Genomic DNA, 18,890 nt, shown 5'->3' with positions numbered 1-18,890 from the left:
CCGTATCGAATGCGTTCAGGAGAACAGACAGTATGAAATTCAGTGAACAGTGGCTGCGCAGCTGGGTCAATCCGCCGGTCTCGCGTGACGAGCTGGTGGCCCGCCTGTCCATGGTCGGCCTCGAAGTAGACAGCGTCACCCCGGCTGCCGGCGAGTTCAGCGGCATCGTGATCGGTGAAATCCTCAGTGCCGAACAGCATCCGGATGCCGACAAGCTGCGCGTGTGCCAGGTCAGCAATGGTGCCGAGACCTTCCAGGTCGTCTGCGGTGCGCCGAATGCGCGCCCGGGGATCAAGATCCCCTTCGCCATGATCGGCGCTGAGCTGCCGGGTGACTTCAAGATCAAGAAGGCCAAGCTGCGTGGCGTCGAGTCCAATGGCATGCTCTGCTCGGCTTCCGAGCTGCAGATCAGTGACGACAACAGCGGTCTGATGGAGTTGGCGGCCGATGCGCCGCTGGGCGCCAATATCCGAGACTACCTCGGCCTGGATGACGCCAGCATCGAGCTGGGGTTGACCCCCAACCGTGGCGATTGCCTGTCGCTGGCTGGCCTGGCTCGCGAAGTCGGCGCCATTTACGCCGCACAGGTCTCGCCGGTAGCCATCGCCCCGGTTGTCGCCGTGCACGATGAAGTGCGCCCGGTCGAGGTGTTGGCTGCCAAGGCCTGCCCGCGTTATCTGGGGCGCGTCATTCGCAATGTCGACCTGTCCAAACCGACCCCGCTGTGGATGGTCGAGCGCCTGCGTCGCTCCGATATCCGTAGCATCGACGCCGCTGTCGATATCACCAACTACGTGATGCTCGAGCTCGGTCAGCCGATGCACGCCTTCGACCTCGCCGAGATCAATGGCGGCATCCGCGTGCGCATGGCGGAAGAGGGCGAGAAGCTGGTTCTGCTGGATGGCCAGGAAGTCAGCCTGCGTGCCGACACCCTGGTGATCGCCGACCACAACCGAGCCCTGGCCATCGCCGGCGTAATGGGCGGGGAGCACAGCGGCGTGAGCGGCAAGACCCGCGATCTGTTCCTCGAAAGTGCCTTCTTCGACACCATCTCGGTGGCCGGCAAGGCTCGCTCCTATGGCCTGCACACCGACTCCTCGCACCGCTTCGAGCGTGGCGTGGACTCGCAACTGGCGCGCAACGCCATGGAGCGTGCCACAGCGCTGCTGCTGGAGATCGTCGGTGGCGAAGCTGGCCCGATCGTTGAAGTTGCCAGTGCTGCCGATCTGCCGCAGGTGGCGCCGATCACCCTGCGCGCCGAGCGCATCAGTCAGATGCTCGGCATGGATATGGATGGCGCCGAAGTCGAGCGTCTGCTGACTGCTCTGGGGTTGGGCGTGATCGCTCAGGGCGCCGGGCAGTGGCAGGTCAGCGTGCCGAGCCATCGCTTCGACATCAGTCTGGAAGTGGATCTGATCGAAGAGCTGGGTCGTCTGTACGGTTACAACCGTCTGCCGGTACGCTACCCGCAGGCTCGTCTGGCTCCGCAGGCCAAGGCCGAGGCGCGTGCCGAACTGCCGGCCCTGCGTCGCCTGCTGGTGGCGCGTGGCTATCAGGAAGCGATCACCTACAGCTTCATCGATCCCAAACTGTTCGAGTTGTTCAGTCCGGGCGTTACGCCGCTGCAGCTGGCCAATCCGATCTCTGCCGACATGGCAGCCATGCGCTCCTCGCTGTGGCCGGGCCTGGTCAAGGCGCTGGAGCACAACCTCAATCGCCAGCAGTCGCGTGTGCGCCTGTTCGAGAGCGGCCTGCGCTTTGTCGGTCAGCTGGGGGGCTTGAAGCAGGAGCCGATGCTAGCCGGGGTGATCTGTGGCAGCCGCCTACCGGAAGCCTGGGCCAATGGCCGTGAGGCAGTTGATTTCTATGACGTGAAAGCCGATGTCGAGGCGCTGCTGGGCTACGCCGGTGCCGCCGATGCCTTCAGCTTCACCGCTGGCGAACATCCGGCTCTGCATCCGGGCCAGACCGCGCGAATCGAGCGGGAAGGGCGCCTGGTTGGCTTCCTCGGTGCGCTGCACCCGGAACTGGCCAAGACCCTGGGGCTGGATCAGCCGGTATTCCTGTTCGAGCTGGTGCTGGCCGAACTGGTGGCCGGACGGATGCCGGCTTTCAGCGAATTGTCGCGCTTCCCGGAAGTTCGTCGCGACCTGGCGTTGCTGGCGGATCGCGAGCTGCCGGCCCAGGCTGTACTGGCGTGTATCCGCGAAGCGGCGGGCGAATGGCTGACGGATCTCAGGCTGTTTGACGTGTATCACGGTAAAGGCATTGATCCGCATAGAAAAAGCCTTGCCGTTGGCTTGACCTGGCAACATCCATCGCGCACTCTTAACGACGATGAGGTGAATACAACTACGCAAAACATCCTCACCTCGCTGGAAGAAAGGTTCAACGCCACGTTAAGGAAGTAGCGTATGGGGGCTCTGACGAAAGCTGAAATGGCGGAACGTCTGTATGAAGAGCTTGGCCTGAATAAGCGGGAAGCCAAGGAGTTGGTGGAGCTGTTTTTCGAGGAAATCCGCCACGCGCTGGAAGACAACGAGCAGGTCAAATTGTCCGGTTTCGGCAATTTCGACCTGCGCGACAAACGCCAGCGCCCGGGTCGCAATCCCAAGACAGGCGAAGAAATCCCGATCACGGCTCGCCGTGTTGTCACCTTTCGTCCGGGCCAGAAATTGAAGGCCAGAGTAGAGGCATATGCTGGAACCAAGTCATAACGACGAGCTACCGCCTATTCCTGGCAAGCGCTACTTCACCATTGGCGAAGTCAGCGACCTCTGTGCCGTCAAGCCCCATGTTTTGCGTTACTGGGAGCAGGAGTTTCCCCAGCTCAATCCGGTGAAGCGGCGCGGCAACCGCCGCTACTATCAGCGCCAAGATGTGCTGATGATTCGTCAGATCCGAGCACTCCTGTACGACCAGGGTTTCACCATCGGCGGGGCGCGTCAGCGCCTCTCCGGCGACGAAGCCAAGGACGACACCACCCAGTACAAGCAGCTGATCCGGCAGATGATTGCCGAGCTTGAGGATGTCCTGCTGGTGCTGCGCAAATAAGCCGGCGGCAGTAAAAAAAACTTCCACAATTCAGCAGCTTATTGTAAAGTCCTCCCCGCTTCCGGTAACTCGGAAGCATCGTCGGGGCGTAGCGCAGCCCGGTAGCGCACTTGCATGGGGTGCAAGGGGTCGAGTGTTCGAATCACTCCGTCCCGACCAAAAAACCCTAGAAAATCCAGTCACTTAGCGGTGACTGGATTTTTTTATGCCTGATGGTTTTTGAGTATCTCTGAATTTTGCCCCACTTTTTGCCCCACCGCTGAAAGTGACACGTCGAAAAGGGGTTGGGGGTGTCAGCTCATCTGCTGCAGGAGATGACGTCGGGTTAGGGTAAGGAGCGGCTAACTGGAAGCGGACGCTGGTGACGAGCATCTATCGCCTAGGTATTGGCTGATGCACTCGAATTACCGATACTGCCAAACGGCCAGCATGGCTTTAGAGGGAGTCGAGGCGATGGCAAGGAAGCGTAGGCGCAGCAGCAAGTCCGATGTATCTGGAGTGATGGTTCTGGGCGCCATAGTGATCGGGCTGCTTGCTTCCATTCCCAAGGGTGTGTGGGTTGTCTTGGGGGGAGTAGCCATTATTGGTTTGGGTGGGTGGCTGATCATCAAGGCTTTCAACAAATCACCAGCCGTATCTTCGCCACCGACTAAGCAGCCGCTCCGTCGAGAGGTCGCTCTTTCAAGCTCCTCTGATGCCCCCACGAGCACGGGGCTGACGTTCTCTTTGGACGAGGTTTTTCCCCTAGGTGAGCCGTCTGCATCGGCTCAAGTCCCGGCTTCGCCCCAGCAGGTTTCGGCAAAGCGGGACAGCTCTGGTTTCTTTACCGTAACACTGGAGGTCGCTGAGCGGCCTTCCCACCGAATTCCGAGTGCGCCGGCGGACCTGGCTAGTGCCAAGGTGCGCTGGCTTTCCGCTAGCGAATCCATTGAGGTTGCCGGCGAGAAAATCTCTGGTGGCTTGATCTATGTCGGCGAAGATCGAAACAGCCGCTATGGATCTTCGGAACCCTCACTGATCAACCCGAAGCTGAAGGTCGCACGGGGTATCGTTGATATTGCTGAGCGTCTCACTTCCTACTGGCCCAGTTACGACAACATCACCCCAGAGGCTCGGCGCGCATATCTGCAATGGCTATCCAGTGGTCGGAAGGCTCCGCATGCCAACATTGGCTACGTGTTCCTGTTCTTCTATGGCCTGGAGCGCAGGGCATTCGTCGATGCGAAGACGAATCAGGCTGCCGCCGCCGAGATACCTAGCATCATTGCCGAGGTCGAAAGACTGCTCTCGATCTACGACGAGAATCATTCGTTCAATACCTACGCCAGTCGCTTCGTAGACTTCCTCCGTCAAGGTCAAGTGCTTGCCCGCCGTTATCAAAAGGCGCCGCCGATGCCGTTGTCTTATGGCTATGAAATGCCCATAGAGCTACGGATTGGCCTGGGCCAGTTGGCTGCTGACAAGCAGCCAATGCCGGCTGACTGGGCGTTGGCCTGGGTGCTGTCTGATCACAGCATCGGGAAGCGGACACCTGTAACCCGCTGTAAAGAAGCGTTCGCTCAGTTGTTCTGCATGCGCTACGAGGAACGTTATGGCGCCGGTATGGTGCTCCCTCAGAACAAGACCCGTCTGAGACTTCAATACAACACCGCTTCTGCGGGGCTACCACCCCAAGAGCTGGATGGCTTATCCGGTATTCCTGATGTCACTGCGACCAGCGCAGCTCGAAAGAAGCTGCAGCAGTTGGTTGACGAATGCACGGTGCAGTTGGAGCCCTACAGTCGTTATCTCGGTCGCAACCCCAGTAATCCTGATGCACTAGAAGGGCTGTTACAGCTGCCTGTAAACCTGTGGCCGCCAGCAGCTCGAACAGCGCTCGACGAGCTGAAGCAACGTATTGGCGACGGCATGGTGGTCATGAGTTTCGGCGAGCTGGCGGGGCGGTTGCAGAGTGCAGGTAGCCTGTCGCGAGACAAGGTTCTGACGCTCGCCCGCGCGCTGGAGTCATTACACATCGGTATCGAGCCGGATGTGCTGGCAGGCAGTCGAACACCCAAGGCAGAGGACAATGTGGCGCTCTTTGCGGCCCAGGCTGAAGATGGTGATTTGCGGTCTTCGCCGGCGTATAGCGCCGCCTCTGTCACGTTGGACCTTGCCTGTGCTGTGGCGGCGGCCGATGGTGACACGTCGCCGCAGGAGATTATGCTGCTATCCCAGCATATCGACTCCTGGAGTCACCTGAGCGGTGCCCATCGGAAACGGCTGAAGGCCCACCTGCGTCTGCAGCTTAACCAGGCACCAACTCTGCAAAGCCTGAAGAAGAAGCTGGAGCCCCTAGCCGAGCCAGCGAAGAGGGTTGTGGCGGCTTTTCTCGCTCACTTGGCGCAGGTCGACGGTGAGGTTAGCCCCGCAGAGGTGAAGTTGCTGGAGCGCGTCTACAAGACTCTGCAGCTGGATCCGCAATCGCTATACAGCGACCTTCATGTGGCCGCCAGTGGTAGCCCCGTTGGCTCATCGCAGACAACGCCTTCCATACCCGGAGCAACTCCGTCCAAGCCCGTTGGTGGATTTGTTCTGGACCAAGAGCGCATCGCTCAGTTGCAGCGTGAAACGGAGCAGGTATCTGCGCTGCTGGCTCAGGTTTTCGTTGATGACAAGTCTGTTGAGCCGGATGAGGTCGTTGTCGAAGAGACCGTCAAGGATACTTCCTCCATCTGTGGATTGGACGCCGATCACTCAGCCTTCCTGCGTGTACTCGTGTCCCGTACCGAGTGGGCTCGCGACGAGTTGGAGGCGGTTGCAAGTGATATGGAGCTCATGCTCGACGGAGCATTGGAGCAGATCAACGACATGGCCTTCGAGCATTTCGATATGCCAGTCACCGAGGGGGAAGACCCCTTCGAAATCAACCCTGAAATCATGGACAAACTACCGCTATGAGTAGCATCAGAGCCAAGGATCGCGATGCGGTCATCCAGTCCCTGCGCGCCGGCGTCGTTCCCCGTGCAGGGCAGCACCTGATTCAAGTGGGGCGTGTCGGCGAGCTGGAAGCGCTCATCCGTGATGTGGAGCGCCTCGCGGAAAGTGGTTCCGCGTTCCGCGTAGTGATCGGTGAATATGGCGCAGGCAAGACGTTCTTCCTCAACTTGGTTCGCTCTATTGCGATGGAGCGCAAGCTCGTCACCATGCATGCCGATCTGAACCCTGATCGTCGTCTCCATGCTACTGGCGGCCAGGCTCGCTCTCTGTATGCCGAATTGGCCAAGAATATGTCCACCCGGACTAAGCCTGATGGCGGCGCTCTGCAAGGAATAGTCGAGAAGTTCATTGCACAGGCCAAAACGGAAGCCAAAGCGTCCGGCAAAGACAGTGAGGCTGTGATTCGTGAGCATCTCGAGCAACTGACAGAGATGGTCAACGGCTATGACTTTGCTGATGTAATTGCGGCCTATTGCAAAGGCTTCGAAGAGGGCAACGAGCAGCTCAAGGCGGATGCTATCCGCTGGTTGCGCGGCGAGTTCACTACCAAGACAGATGCCCGCACCGCACTGGGTGTGCGGACCATCGTCGACGATGCGTCGGTCTACGATCAGCTCAAGCTGCTCGCGCGATTCGTTCGGTTGGCCGGCTTTAGTGGATTGATGGTATGTCTCGATGAGCTGGTGAACCTGTACAAGCTCTCCAACACCCAGGCTCGCAACGCTAACTACGAGCAGATTCTGCGTATCCTCAATGACTCCCTGCAGGGTTCCGCTGAGGGGCTTGGTTTTGTGTTGGGTGGTACCCCCGAGTTTCTCATGGATACTCGCCGCGGCCTCTACAGCTATCCGGCTCTGCAGTCGCGTTTGGCGGAAAACAACTTCGCTAAGTCCGGGCTGGTAGATCTTTCCGGTCCTGTCATACGCCTCACCAGTCTGACGCCTGAGGATTTCTACGTGCTGCTGCAGAAACTGCGTCATGTATACGCGGCAGGTGTGAGCGAGCGCTATTTGCTACCCGACGAAGCATTGCCGCTGTTTATGGCCCACTGTAACCAGCGGATGGGCGAGGCCTACTTCAGGACCCCGCGGACGACCATCACCGCATTCATCAACCTGCTAGCGGTGCTGGAGCAGAATCCGGACGCTGATTGGCGCACCCTGCTGGGGGCAGTAGAGATTGCACCGGATCGAGGTGGTGAGGCCGATACCCAAGTAGACACGGACGATGAGCTTGCCACCTTCCAGCTCTGAGTCGGCTGGGTTCGCACTCCTTGAGCCGCGAATCCAGCGCTGGATATGGTCCGAAGGCTGGACCTCTCTACGCGATGCCCAGGAGCGCGCTATCCCTGTGCTTTTGGGCGCGGATCAGGATGTCATCATCGCGGCTGCTACAGCTGCAGGGAAAACCGAAGCCGCGTTCCTCCCCATCCTTACCAACCTCCTGCAGGACACAGAAACGCCAGGGGCGGTGCTTTACATCAGCCCGTTAAAGGCTCTCATCAATGACCAGTGGGATCGTTTGGCGAGACTTTGCGATGAGCTTGAACTTCCAGTCATTGCTTGGCATGGGGATATCTCAGCGAGCCGCAAACATCGCTTCCTCAAGTCCCCGGAAGGCATTCTGCTGATAACGCCGGAGTCGCTCGAAGCTCTTTTCGTCAACAGGGGGACCAGTCTAGCGGGATTGTTTGCAAACCTGCGGTACTTGGTTGTGGATGAGCTCCATGCCTTTATTGGTAGTGAGCGAGGCAAGCAGCTGCAGTCACTCATGCATCGAGTGGAAACAATCATTGATCGCCCCCTGCCCAGGGTTGGCCTTTCCGCCACGCTGGGCGACATGACGCTGGCTGCTGCCTTCTTGCGTCCCAATGCCCCCCATCATGTGTCGGTGATCGAGTCCAAGGGGAGTGGCCAGATACTCAAGGTTCAGATCAGAGGGTATGTGGAGTCCAAGCAGGCGCTCCCGATACAGTCTGAAGATGGTGAAGTCTTTTCTCCGGATCATGCCATCGCAGAGCACCTCTTTCAGGTACTACGGGGCAGCAACAACCTGATTTTCCCCAACAGTCGAACTCAGGTGGAGTGGTTCGCTGACAATCTGCGGCGCCGTTGCGAGCAGGATGGTGTACCGAACGAGTTCTGGCCGCATCACGGCAGCTTGGCGAAGGACATTCGAGAGGAAACCGAGAAAGCGCTGAAAGCCGGTGACCGGCCGGCCACCGCAGTTTGTACTACCACGCTAGAGCTTGGGGTCGATATCGGCAGTATCAAGACGGTGGTGCAGATCGGAGCGCCACCATCGGTTGCCAGCTTGCGTCAGCGTTTGGGTCGATCCGGACGCCGTCCGGGAGAAGCAGCCATTCTCCGAAGTTACTGCAAGGAGCGTCAGCTAGACGATGGCTCGCCATTGTCGGATCGACTCCGCCAGGGCTTGGTGCAAAGCATTGCCATGATCAGGTTGTTGATGCAGGGCTGGTTCGAGCCCCCACGCGTTCAGGGCCTCCATTTATCGACACTGGTACAGCAGTGCCTCTCGGTGATAGCCCAGCGGGGTGGAGCTACAGCTGCAGAGCTGTGGAGCACCTTGATTCGCAGTGGTCCGTTCATTGGGGTGGAGCAGGGCAGCTTCCTCAGTTTGCTTCGTGCCCTCGGTGAGCGCGATTTGATAACCCAGGAAACATCAGGGCTCCTGCTGCCCGGCGTGGTGGGGGAACGCATGATCAACCACTACGACTTCTACAGTGCATTTGTCAGCAATGAAGAGTTCCGCCTGGTATGCGATGGCAAACCACTTGGAGCATTGCCCATCTCCAGGCCACTAACCGTTGATCAGCGCATCATCTTTGCAGGACGGCGCTGGCGGGTCACGAATGTGGACACTGATGCCAAGGTCATCGTCGTGAGATCCGATCCAGGTGGTGCTCCGCCATCTTTCGACGGGCTTGGAGCCCGTGTGCATGATCGGGTTCGGCAAGAGATGAAGACCGTCTTGTTGGAGGCGGATGTCTATCCCTATCTCGATGCTACGGCACAAGAACTATTGGCTCAGGCGCGTAGTGCCTTCTCGGACCTTGGGCTGGCACATTCGAGCATGACCGAAAGCGGAGGCAAGACTTACCTTTTCACCTGGCAAGGCGATTGGACGAACGATGCCTTGGCTATCTTGCTGACGTACACCGGACTAGCCAGTGAGAACAGTGGGTTGGTCATTGAGGTTGAGGGGGATCGGACGTCGCTTGAAAACAAGCTGCGCGAGATTGCCGAGTGGGATGGTATTGATGAATCCAGTGTTCTGGCGGATGTACAGAACATGGTTCAAGAGAAATGGGATTGGGTGCTTCCTCCAGCGTTACTCATGCAGTCATATGCAACGATGCAGCTGGACTTGGGGGGAGCAAAGGCATTGGCGTTGGGGCTGGTGAGCCAGTCCACGGTGACGGCTTGATGTTTAACTTATTCACGTAATGTCTGTTTTCGGCGATTCTGTTGAAAAACTCGGTGTGCGACAGAGCTGCTTGTTCGCAGCTTTAAACACATTCACATCGAGCGTTTCCTAGTGAAATCTAGAGCATCGATTTAGGAAGTAGGAAGCTTTGAGTTCGTTTGATCGCAACGGAAAACCCACGGGGCCGAGCAGCATCGCCGCAAGGGCGCATCGTCATCCTGTAGCAAAAGTAACTGAGTGGCTTTTAGGCGCTGTTGGATTTGAGCAAGCTTCCGCATTACTACGGGGTTACACGCTCGGATATGACGCGGGGCTAAGGGAGGCTCGCCGGCACGCCACAATCGAGGTAGCCCAAAAAGCTAACGCTGCCAGTGCTGCACCATCAAGTACTCTCTTTAGTGATACTCGCCTGGAGATCACTGCGCAGATGGAAGCCTTAATCAAGGCTGATGTCGCATCGCGCATACCAAAGGAGGAGCAGCCATCTGAAGACCAGTGGAAGCTTATCCTGTCTCGTACTCCCACAACCTCTGTGATCGCAGGTGCCGGTAGTGGTAAGTCGACAACTATGGTGCTTCGCCTAGTCGTTCTCAGGCACTACCTTGGGATTCAGTTTTCGAGCATTACCGTGGTGACTTTCACAAGGGAGTCGAAACGTGATTTTGCCGAAAAGCTTCGTAAGGTTTTCTTGCTTTGGGGCCACGATGTCTCGGTGAAGCAGTCGGAACGGATCGTTCGAACGTTTCACTCTCGAATACTTTCATTCGCCCGATGCCTTCCTGGGCTGACAGGTGTCCAGCCTTTCGAGTTTTTGAAAGACCGGGTAGAGACAGACAACAAACACCAAGAGCTGAATGTTGAGGAGTTATCCGCGTCTGAGTCGCACGAAGCTGGGGTGCCGGTAATTAGAGATAACTGGGAGGGCGAGGATGATCTTGATGAGAATCTCGAAGAGCCAGACACGCCTGTTATTCAGCTAAAACTGAATCTTCGGCAGATTGGTTTGCTACGCCAAGTTTACTCGGATCTTTACAGGGAAAATTCAGTTTTCAAGAAGTTGATCCTAAACCTGTACATTCGTAGCATTTCCCTCCGCCCCTTAGACTCAACGGCCCTCGAGGTGGCTGCACAGCTGGCCAAATCAGCTCGTCAGGCATACTTTGATGATGCACTGTGCGTCAAGATGGCCGGGCTTTGGAGCGCTGCTGGGAAATGGCCGTTAGATGGGATTGATCCCGCCGGGAAGGTAATCCAGCTAGGCGCCCAGAAGCTTCGAGCTGACGGATACATTGAAGCCTTGGACGCCTACGTCTTGCTCGGGTTAGATGAGAGTGAGCCGAAAGACCTCGCGATCGAAAATCGCAAATCTTGGCTACAGCAGGATCTGGCTAAAAAGCAGCTGCTCTTCCAAGTCCACTCCACGCGACCAGTTCTCTTACTGAACAGCTACCACGAAGCAAGTAAGTCGATTGAAGAGCTCAAAAGCTCTATGACCTCCTGCCCTGTATTCGATTACAAAGTGAAGGGGGAGTTATCCGCTAGCCATATTCTTGAAGCCTTTTACTCTGCGGCTTCGTTCATTGAGAACCTTGGGTTGGATGTTGAGCATGCTGTAAAAAACATGCAGCTCCCCCAACGTGATCTGGACAGAGTTTTCTTCGAGGCCCTTGGGATCTTTTGGCGTCGCTTCAACCAGCTGCTGAAGGATACGAGCCCGCCGATCATGACATTCAATACCATGTTCGCTCTGTTCAACGAGCAGAATCAGGATAGCTTTCAGCATGTGCCTGACGGTGTCCTACGACCCATGACAACCCTTCTGATCGACGAGTTTCAAGATGTCGGTGCGAACACTATGTCATGGGTAAAAGCGACCTTCGCTGAAATTGGCAGGCGAGAACTGCGACCTGAGACACGTGGGGTTCCATCACCCCCATCCCTGATTGCGGTTGGAGACGATTGGCAAAGTATCTACGGTTGGAGGGGGAGTTCTCCAGAGTTCTTTGTCGACTTCGACAAACATTTCACGGCGCTGAATCCAACTCGCGTCATCATGAATGAGAACTACCGCTCCCACCAATGGATCATCGATGCTGCTGAATCGCTGGTCGCCAAAACCGCTCTTTTCGAGAATAAAAGCGGAATTGCAGCTAACGAAAAAGTCACTCGGCGTCGCGAGCCCGTCTGCGTTTTCCCCTTCGATCCTGAGGATTGGAAAGGGAATGTCAAAGGAGCGCAAAGCTCAGCGGGTCACGGATGTGCTATCGCTCAGGGAAAGGATCTGAATAAGCACCATGTAGAGGGCGGTGGCTTGATCGAGGGGCCGCAGCAGTCAGCAAATGGCACGGCGCTGAGCTGCCCTCCTGTAACACCCGAGGTCTTGGCTGACTTAGTGCGAAAGCATTACGAGCAGGGAGACAGCATTCTGATCCTTTATAGAACTAGGAAATATCGGAAAGTTCTGCAGGCCGCTACCGCTGATTTGATTGCGCGTTCAAAGGAGGAGGATCGTGAGAAAGACTTGATGTTCCTGACGTATCACGCCTCAAAGGGACTGCAGGCAAAAGCCGTTTTCTTGCTGGGGGACTGCGAGACCAAAACGAGTTCACCCTACAAGAATGACATTTTGCGGCAAGCCCGTATGGGGGCAAAGGGAGATGCCCGGCCTTATGATTCGGCTCAGGACGAAGAGGCACTGCGCACGGCATACGTCGCTGTCACACGTGCCATCACGTACTGCTATTGGTTCGTCGAAGTAAGCGGCAAGGGGGGGGAGGGAAGGGTGAAAGCGAGCAAGCTGATCGATGCAGCAAGAGAGTATTGGCGGGTCTATCGCTCAGATAATTGAGGCTTCACCTTAATTGCCCCAGATTTCCTAGAAATCTTGAGTCGTTAAAAAAGGTGAGATCAGGCAATGTTCGATCAGTCCGCTTCTAGCCGATATCAGCCTGTCGCGTTAGGCAGGAACCGGCCAGAAGCAGCCCTCTGTGCGCCAAGAAAGCTGAACCGCCCTATTGCGGCTTAATCCGGTCTAACACGCTCAATAATAAGAATTGGGAACAAATTTTTACGAAGAACTCTGCGCAGCCAGGATGCAACAGGATTTTTGCTGATCATCATGGCCAACCATGGGACATACGGAAGTGACGCAAATACACCGTGCGCCCCTGAAACAACTTGGTGCGTATGACCAGTGAGTTCAAGTAAGGTTGTACACAGCTTGTCCCAATCCGTAGGGGCCGGACGAGACTGGCCTCGAAAAATGGCGTGATAAGCTCCAGTCACGGGCAAACACTCCTCTCCGACCATCTGTCCATTGATGTCAGAGCCGTTAAATAAAGCTACAAGAACCTCGCCCAATGTTGCATCACAGCTCGCATTTGCCACGGCTGGAGCACACATCCATCTAGATCTCCATTGACCGTTAGTATCCCAACCCGAACTATTGGCACCCGGCGCGGCCGCGTACCAGCCATATGGTGGTGGGCTTGATTTGTTGCTGAGCGCATAAAAACCTAAAGAATTTCCACGGCGATTATTTGCCAGATGCAGTTCAAATCGAGGCCATTGCGAAAGTAGTGCGAACTCTTTATTAGACGAGTTATCAGGATCGGTACTCGACAGGCTTGTAACAGGAATCCTAGCCATTGAAGCGCTGGGAGCAACCTTGGCTTGAATTATTAATCCCTTACCTCGCCTGCTAACAATTTGACCTTTATAGCTAAAAGCTTCTATAAGAAAAATCGCAGCATCACCCAGCTCCACAGGGCGAGTAATTATATTGCCATTAAAATCTTTTACCGCCGAAGCAGTCATGTCTGCGTATGGTCTTTTATCGATCCAGTCAAGTCTTACTTTTACAGAATCAGTATTAGGGAGCTCGGTGAGTTCGCGATGAAGTACTGATACAAGTGACTGAGAGAATAGCAGCCTCAATTGCTCAAGTTCGCGAGTCGCTGTAATTCCATCGTATATGCTGTCAATGGCTCTATCTATGTTGGCTGCCGCAGTATCTGCTTTCGATTTCATATTTCCCCGGAAATATATTTTTGAGATTTTCTTATGGCTCGCATTGTTAATTCACTGTTAATTCATCATATCGGCTAATTTCTGCACTGATTTGCTGTTCGAGACGATCGGGGGCGATGTTCTGGGTTTCTCCATGGCAACAAGTGCTATTTTTCGGGTGTCGTTCAAGCTGATTCGATTAGCTTCGGTCGGGCGGCTATACGGGAAATTCTAAACATCAGCAGGTAGTGCGGAAAAGATTAGATTAATTATGCCTACTATAAACTTGCACTTTAGGCGTGAATCGCACTTCTAAACCGGCAGCTGCCTGTCACCAGCGGCTGTTCCGGCTAGAAGCAGCCGCTCGAAAGTGTCTAGGAAAGCCGGAACGATTCACCAAGGTCATAACACTTGGTCAGCGACGAACTTCTATTTTGTAAAAATAATCTTCAATAGAGAGCCGTCTACGATCAGATGTAACTGCATCTGGGATCAGATTTCTAATGCGAACATAGTGACGACAGTTTAATTTTCGACTCAAATCTGAAATGGGTTTGACTGCATCTAGGAATCTTGGGTAGTCAGATGACGCTACCGCCATCACCGACTGGATATTGGGTAACGCTTGAGCATCAGCCTCCCGATTATCTGGCCAGGCACGGGCTACATTCAACTCGTGCTCATGAAGCTCGACACTAAACAGATACTGTATCTTTCCCTGCTCATCTGCCCAGCAAGGTGGGTAATCTAGTCCACCTTTGGCTTCGAGCCTGTTCTTCAAGAACTGAATTTGACCTTTTAAGTCAGTGTTTTCTTTTCGAACCACAACGGGATCAGATCCTTCCTTTTTAAGAGCCTCGACTTCTCGATACTCTTTGGTAAGGCTTTCAAATTTCTGTGCAGGGGCGTCACCTGCTAAGGCTGCAAACAACGGGTCATCAGTAAAGGTCTCATCGATTTTTGCCTTGTCAGCAAGCTGCTGCTTTGCAGCCTTGGCAACGTAGTCTAGATCCTCAAATAGCGCTTTTTCATCTGTCTTTTCGAGCTTTTCTTGAAGCTGCTCTTTGATCGCCTTGGCTAAGGCCAGCGCTTGTTCAATGCGCTGCTGAGCCAAAGCTCCATCGCCTTGCCCTTTAGCCGATTCATCAATAGCTTTCTGTAGCTCACTCAGCGCGGTGATTTTGGCTTCTTGGTCAACCAGTTGCTTTTTTAATCTGACGATCTCGTCTTGACTCCGCACAGAGTCCACTAGGCTCTTAATCACCTCTTTAGGGTTGCTGATATTCTTGCTAACCAGCTTATTCTCGAGGAGTTGCGAGGCTTTCTCTAGATCAGCCTGCTTTTGCTCTATTTCTGCGTATGATCTTAGCTGTTCTAGAAGTCGTTGATTTTCTTGATGTCCCCAAACAACCATAGAGCCTAGTAGAAACATCAGAATAAAGACCAAAATGAAAGCAATTTCAGTCAGTGATAATTGAAAGATCTGGTCGTTTTTATCGGCCATGTCTCATGCTCAACTCGCCGACAAAGGAGTAGAAGGTTCATTGAGCGGAATCACGACCTGTGAGGCGGCTGCAATAGAATTCTCTACAGCAGCATCGAGAGCAGAGTATTTATCTCCGTTCGCAATAAGCTGCTGAAGATTTGCATTAAGTGCCTGCATTTGCTCATTTAATTCAGCAATGCTCTGCGGCTGATATGCAGTTGAAGCGCCGCGATCTAGCTGAGTCTTATTCAGCTCAAGCAGCTGCACCATCAAACTACTAAGTGACTCAACCGACGTGGTGGTAGACCTAGAGTCATGCACTGATCGCTTTGTCATTTCCTCAATCGAAACAATAGCAGGTGTTAGCTTTTCCATTGAGCCTTTGACGGTTTCAGCCATTTCATTGGCAACCTGCGTCATTCCCAGCCATGCCTTATGGAAATCCTCGGCTACTTCACGATTTTCGCCGATCTGATCAACCAATTTGCTCATCACACCATTGGTGTCCGCAATCAGATCCGCGTGCTCGTGCAACTTACCAAGCATAGACTCCTGCTGCGCTGAAAACCCCTTCAGCATTTCTTCTTGATAGGCTTGAAGTTGATCGATTACTGCCTGCTGTTGGCGCTTAATGGCAAACAGCAACTCTTGCTGCTCCGCCGACAACGCTTGAGCCGTCGACAGCACCTCACTCAGAGATTCGGCTTTGGTATTAATTTTATCCACGGTTGTGGAAACGCTCTTTGCTGCGCTTTTAACGTGCTCAGAGACTAGTTTCACGCTATTGCTAGCATCTGCCGTAGTCCCATTCAGCTGCGCAATTGGTGCCTCCAAACGGCTAGAAAAAATATCTGGCGGGAACTCAACAGCCGTTAGGCGCTCTATCAGCGTCGTAATAAAGCTTTGCAGGGTTTTATCAATTCCTTCGCTGGTTTCGGATGCCCGCTCTTGGTACTGCTCCAGAATACGGTTTAGTCCCATTGAGGCAGTTCGCACATCCTGAATCAAACCCAGAATTGTGGTTTTGTTATGTTCTGTCATTGCACTGAAGAACGTCTCGATCTCTTGGCGATGGGCCTCTGACATCGAGTCAATCTGCTCCTTCACTCCAGCGACGGCTATTCGTGACGCTTCGACTGCTTCGCTACGAAAAACTACTAGCTGGTCAAACGAGCGAGAAAACTCATCCGTCAAACGCCGCGAAGCTGTAAGTACGCTATCTTCAACATTTTTTAAGGCGTCCTCTGCGTTTTGACGGAAACTCACGAGTACCACGCGAACAATCACACCAAGACAAGTGCTAATCATTGCTGCGCCAAATCGAGCAGCTACGTCCCCCAAGCCTGATCCAATGTTGTGCAAATCAAAAAGCGAGGCAATGATCGAAGCAATAGTAAAAATAAAGCCAAGATAGTAGCAGGAGTCTGCAAACTTCTCGTCGGAGACACTGTCGTCGCGCTTATAAATACCAAGCCCAATATAAAGCACCATTACCAGCAAGGGCAAAATCAAGCCGCAAATATACGGACTGCCAAGAGCAACACTAAGAGCCGCCAGAGCAGTCTTAATGCTGACTGCTGTTATAAATAGTTTTTTGATGTCGAGTTTGACGGCCATAATCTAGCCCTCCATCGTGTTGACGCCGGTTAAACGTGCGCCAGCACCCTCAAAATAAAGCTCCCAAAAATTCAACTGTTTCATTGTTTGTAACTTTGGGTATTTTATTAAGTAATGGATTTCCACTTTTACTCCAGATAGATCCGTCTTGCTGCGCTCGCCATAAGGCGTTTTAGAGAAATCGTTATAGTCTGGAATGCCCTTGAACATCGAGTATTCAGGCGTATTCGGTAGCATGTCCGAGAAAATAATCAGTTTGCGGGGGCCTCGTACGTTTTGCGTTCTAAAACCATTTATCGAGGCGAGCTGGATCATCTCAAATATGGGTGAGTATTGCGCCGGGGTATCTGACAGCAGGGAGTCTTCTAGTTTTTCAATGGGCGCTTTAAAGGACTCGTGATAACGTAGATCAATCCGTTTCAGGTTTGCAGTCATCTCTGACTTACCTGCGCTGGTGCCTGGGTTGCAGCGCTCGAAGAGCGGCTTGGCATTGTTTTCGAAGCTTTCGCCCAACGAAAACACCGACAACAAATATCCTTCGGGAACAACCTCGTCACTGAGTGCTCGCAGCGCCTGACTGAACGCTTCACGCTGAATGAAGGAGTAGGGGTCGGTGTTATCAACCAATACCACCACATGCCCGAGAGGGCCCTCTGCCGGACACAGCGTAACTCTATCCGGGCCCTTGGGCTGGTTGTAGAGGTAATACCCCCCTATACCGAGAGCTGCCAAGATAACCCCGGCCGCTCCTACAATCTTTATCCAGTCACCCGCATTACTACTTTTATTGGTGTATTTGTTCTTGGCGGTATACCGAGATTTATGTGCCATATCCCCGACTCCTACAGCTGCTGGTGGATAGCTTTGAGCTGGTCAAAGCGGCTCTCATGGGCAGATTGGATAGATCCCCGTACTTGCTCCACGTCAGCCAACAGCCCATTCAGAAGGGATTCTTGCTCTCTGTGCTTGGCCAGCTCAGTCGAGGTGTCAAAGATTGGGAGCTCTATTTTTTGTAGCGCTGGCGGGCTATCGAAATACCTAGGGCGAGGCACTCCGTTTCGATGCATTTTATTTTCATCGCGGAAAGCATCGATCAGCGCCTGCAGCATGTTTTCGGCTTTGCTGAGGTTCAATTTCAGTCGATGCCCGCACGAGGCTTTGTCTTCCACTAGCTTGCCGAAATCCAGCACACACACCTTGGCACGCTCAACATCATGCTCCAGAGACTCCAGCAACATTTCCTTAAGGCCGGAAATTTCCCCGCGCACTTGATCAACTAGAGCGTGGTATGCGTTGATCGCCTCATGCGTCTTGCGGTGTCGGCGACCATATCCGGGGTAGGGATCGTCCAACTTGTAGCCATCGACCAGCCCTACCAGCGCAAAAAAAATGCTGATACAGAACAACAGCCAGGATGAGATTTCTGTTAGCCCAAATGGAGCTGCTTGCAGAGTTTGTAGGGATAGCGCTGCAGCATTGATATTTTCATCTACAGCTTGGCCCATAGCCTCTCGGTAATGCGCGATGGCAAGTGCCGAAACTATCATGAACGCAATCACAAATAGCCAGCCGAGGTAGCCAATCAGGCGACGTCCTAGATGATGGTGATTGACGTTGGGAAGCCACAAACGGCCTAAGAATGCCGGTACTGTGAAGTTAATAGTCGCCAAGATTAGGGCCTGAAAAAAACCACCGACTAAGCCACTATCTAATCCTTGGGCGAAGAAGAAGGCGTTCACAAAGCCTTCAATCGCAATGAGTCCCAGACCGACCAAAATCAGGCTGGCTTTAGCGAGTCCCTGTGGATAATGGGCCTCACGACTCAGTTTATTTTCCTTACAGAATGTATCCAGATCATCCTGCTGGCGCGCTGCCGCATTACGGCGTCGGCCTAGCTCTACCTCGGCGTCAGAAATCTCCTTATTGGCAAGGCGCTCGTATTCGTCAGCATATTGTTTGGCGCGATTCACGTACTGGGTGATATCAAATGAGTTGAGTCGCTCGTGGATGCTGTTAATCCGGGTCAATGCCCACTTGCTATAGTTAGCGCGAACTGCCTCAAGCCGTTGAATGATCTTCCTCTCGGGGAAAGACAACGCGGTCGCATCGGCCTCAGGCAACCCCGCTCGACCAAGCTTTCTGGCTTCTATCTCTACATCCAGCTCCTTTTTAAGGTCTTCAAAGACCAACGGAACAAGGTCGGGATGGTCGTCCGCATCCGTCGACTGGCGCGAGGCAAACAACCACGAGAACAGCTTTCCAATTGCCTTCATTACGGAATTCCTAAGCGCGCTTCAGC

General features: G+C 54.1%; 12 protein-coding genes and 1 tRNA gene. 8 read left to right on the top strand and 5 right to left on the bottom strand.

The window, feature by feature from the left end:
* The first annotated feature begins 32 nt into the window (after positions 1–32).
* The 8 genes from pheT to A9179_RS12985 all read left to right on the top strand — a co-directional run bounded on the left by pheT (position 33) and on the right by A9179_RS12985 (position 12,328).
* Positions 33–2,411: a phenylalanine--tRNA ligase subunit beta gene (gene pheT / locus A9179_RS13020; protein WP_187806471.1), complete on the top strand. Its 2,379-nt coding sequence runs from the start codon at positions 33–35 to the stop codon at positions 2,409–2,411.
* Between the two features lie 3 nt (positions 2,412–2,414).
* On the top strand, positions 2,415–2,717 hold the full coding sequence (ihfA, locus tag A9179_RS13015; RefSeq protein ID WP_002553164.1) for an integration host factor subunit alpha: 303 nt from the start codon (positions 2,415–2,417) through the stop codon (positions 2,715–2,717).
* The gene (locus tag A9179_RS13010) at positions 2,698–3,054 is read left to right on the top strand and encodes a MerR family transcriptional regulator (RefSeq protein WP_043310659.1); all 357 of its coding nucleotides are present in this window, start codon (positions 2,698–2,700) and stop codon (positions 3,052–3,054) included. The genes ihfA and A9179_RS13010 overlap by 20 nt, the downstream gene beginning before the upstream one ends.
* A gap of 82 nt (positions 3,055–3,136) precedes the next feature.
* Positions 3,137–3,213 (top strand) — tRNA-Pro (locus tag A9179_RS13005).
* A 294-nt stretch (positions 3,214–3,507) separates the two neighbouring features.
* On the top strand, positions 3,508–5,994 hold the full coding sequence (locus A9179_RS13000) for a tellurite resistance TerB family protein (RefSeq protein ID WP_187806469.1): 2,487 nt from the start codon (positions 3,508–3,510) through the stop codon (positions 5,992–5,994).
* Positions 5,991–7,286: an ATP-binding protein gene (locus tag A9179_RS12995; protein WP_187806467.1), complete on the top strand. Its 1,296-nt coding sequence runs from the start codon at positions 5,991–5,993 to the stop codon at positions 7,284–7,286. The genes A9179_RS13000 and A9179_RS12995 overlap by 4 nt, the downstream gene beginning before the upstream one ends.
* Positions 7,261–9,480, top strand: coding sequence for a DEAD/DEAH box helicase (locus tag A9179_RS12990; RefSeq protein ID WP_187806464.1), 2,220 nt, complete (start codon positions 7,261–7,263; stop codon positions 9,478–9,480). The genes A9179_RS12995 and A9179_RS12990 overlap by 26 nt, the downstream gene beginning before the upstream one ends.
* A 148-nt stretch (positions 9,481–9,628) precedes the next feature.
* Complete coding sequence (locus A9179_RS12985) at positions 9,629–12,328, top strand: UvrD-helicase domain-containing protein (RefSeq protein ID WP_187806461.1); 2,700 nt, start codon at positions 9,629–9,631, stop codon at positions 12,326–12,328.
* Positions 12,329–12,501: 173 nt separating this feature from the next.
* On the opposite strand, the gene A9179_RS12980 is transcribed toward A9179_RS12985, so the two are convergent.
* From A9179_RS12980 to A9179_RS12960, 5 genes are all read right to left on the bottom strand, one after another.
* Complete coding sequence (locus tag A9179_RS12980; RefSeq protein WP_187806459.1) at positions 12,502–13,509, bottom strand: hypothetical protein; 1,008 nt, start codon at positions 13,507–13,509, stop codon at positions 12,502–12,504.
* Positions 13,510–13,903: 394 nt separating this feature from the next.
* Positions 13,904–14,992: a hypothetical protein gene (locus A9179_RS12975; protein WP_187806457.1), complete on the bottom strand. Its 1,089-nt coding sequence runs from the start codon at positions 14,990–14,992 to the stop codon at positions 13,904–13,906.
* 9 nt (positions 14,993–15,001) lie between these two features.
* Positions 15,002–16,591 carry a hypothetical protein gene (locus tag A9179_RS12970; protein WP_187806455.1) on the bottom strand — a complete coding sequence of 530 codons (1,590 nt, stop codon included), beginning with the start codon at positions 16,589–16,591 and terminating at the stop codon, positions 15,002–15,004.
* A 3-nt stretch (positions 16,592–16,594) separates the two neighbouring features.
* Positions 16,595–17,422, bottom strand: a complete 828-nt coding sequence (locus tag A9179_RS12965) for a hypothetical protein (RefSeq protein ID WP_187806453.1) — start codon at positions 17,420–17,422, stop codon at positions 16,595–16,597.
* A gap of 11 nt (positions 17,423–17,433) precedes the next feature.
* A complete protein-coding gene (locus tag A9179_RS12960) occupies positions 17,434–18,864 on the bottom strand; it encodes a hypothetical protein (protein ID WP_187806450.1) in 1,431 nt (476 codons plus the stop codon).
* Positions 18,865–18,890 lie beyond the last annotated feature (26 nt).

Source organism: Pseudomonas alcaligenes (genome assembly GCF_014490745.1).
GTDB lineage: Bacteria > Pseudomonadota > Gammaproteobacteria > Pseudomonadales > Pseudomonadaceae > Aquipseudomonas > Aquipseudomonas alcaligenes_C.
This window is presented reverse-complemented; position numbering and strand designations above follow the sequence as displayed.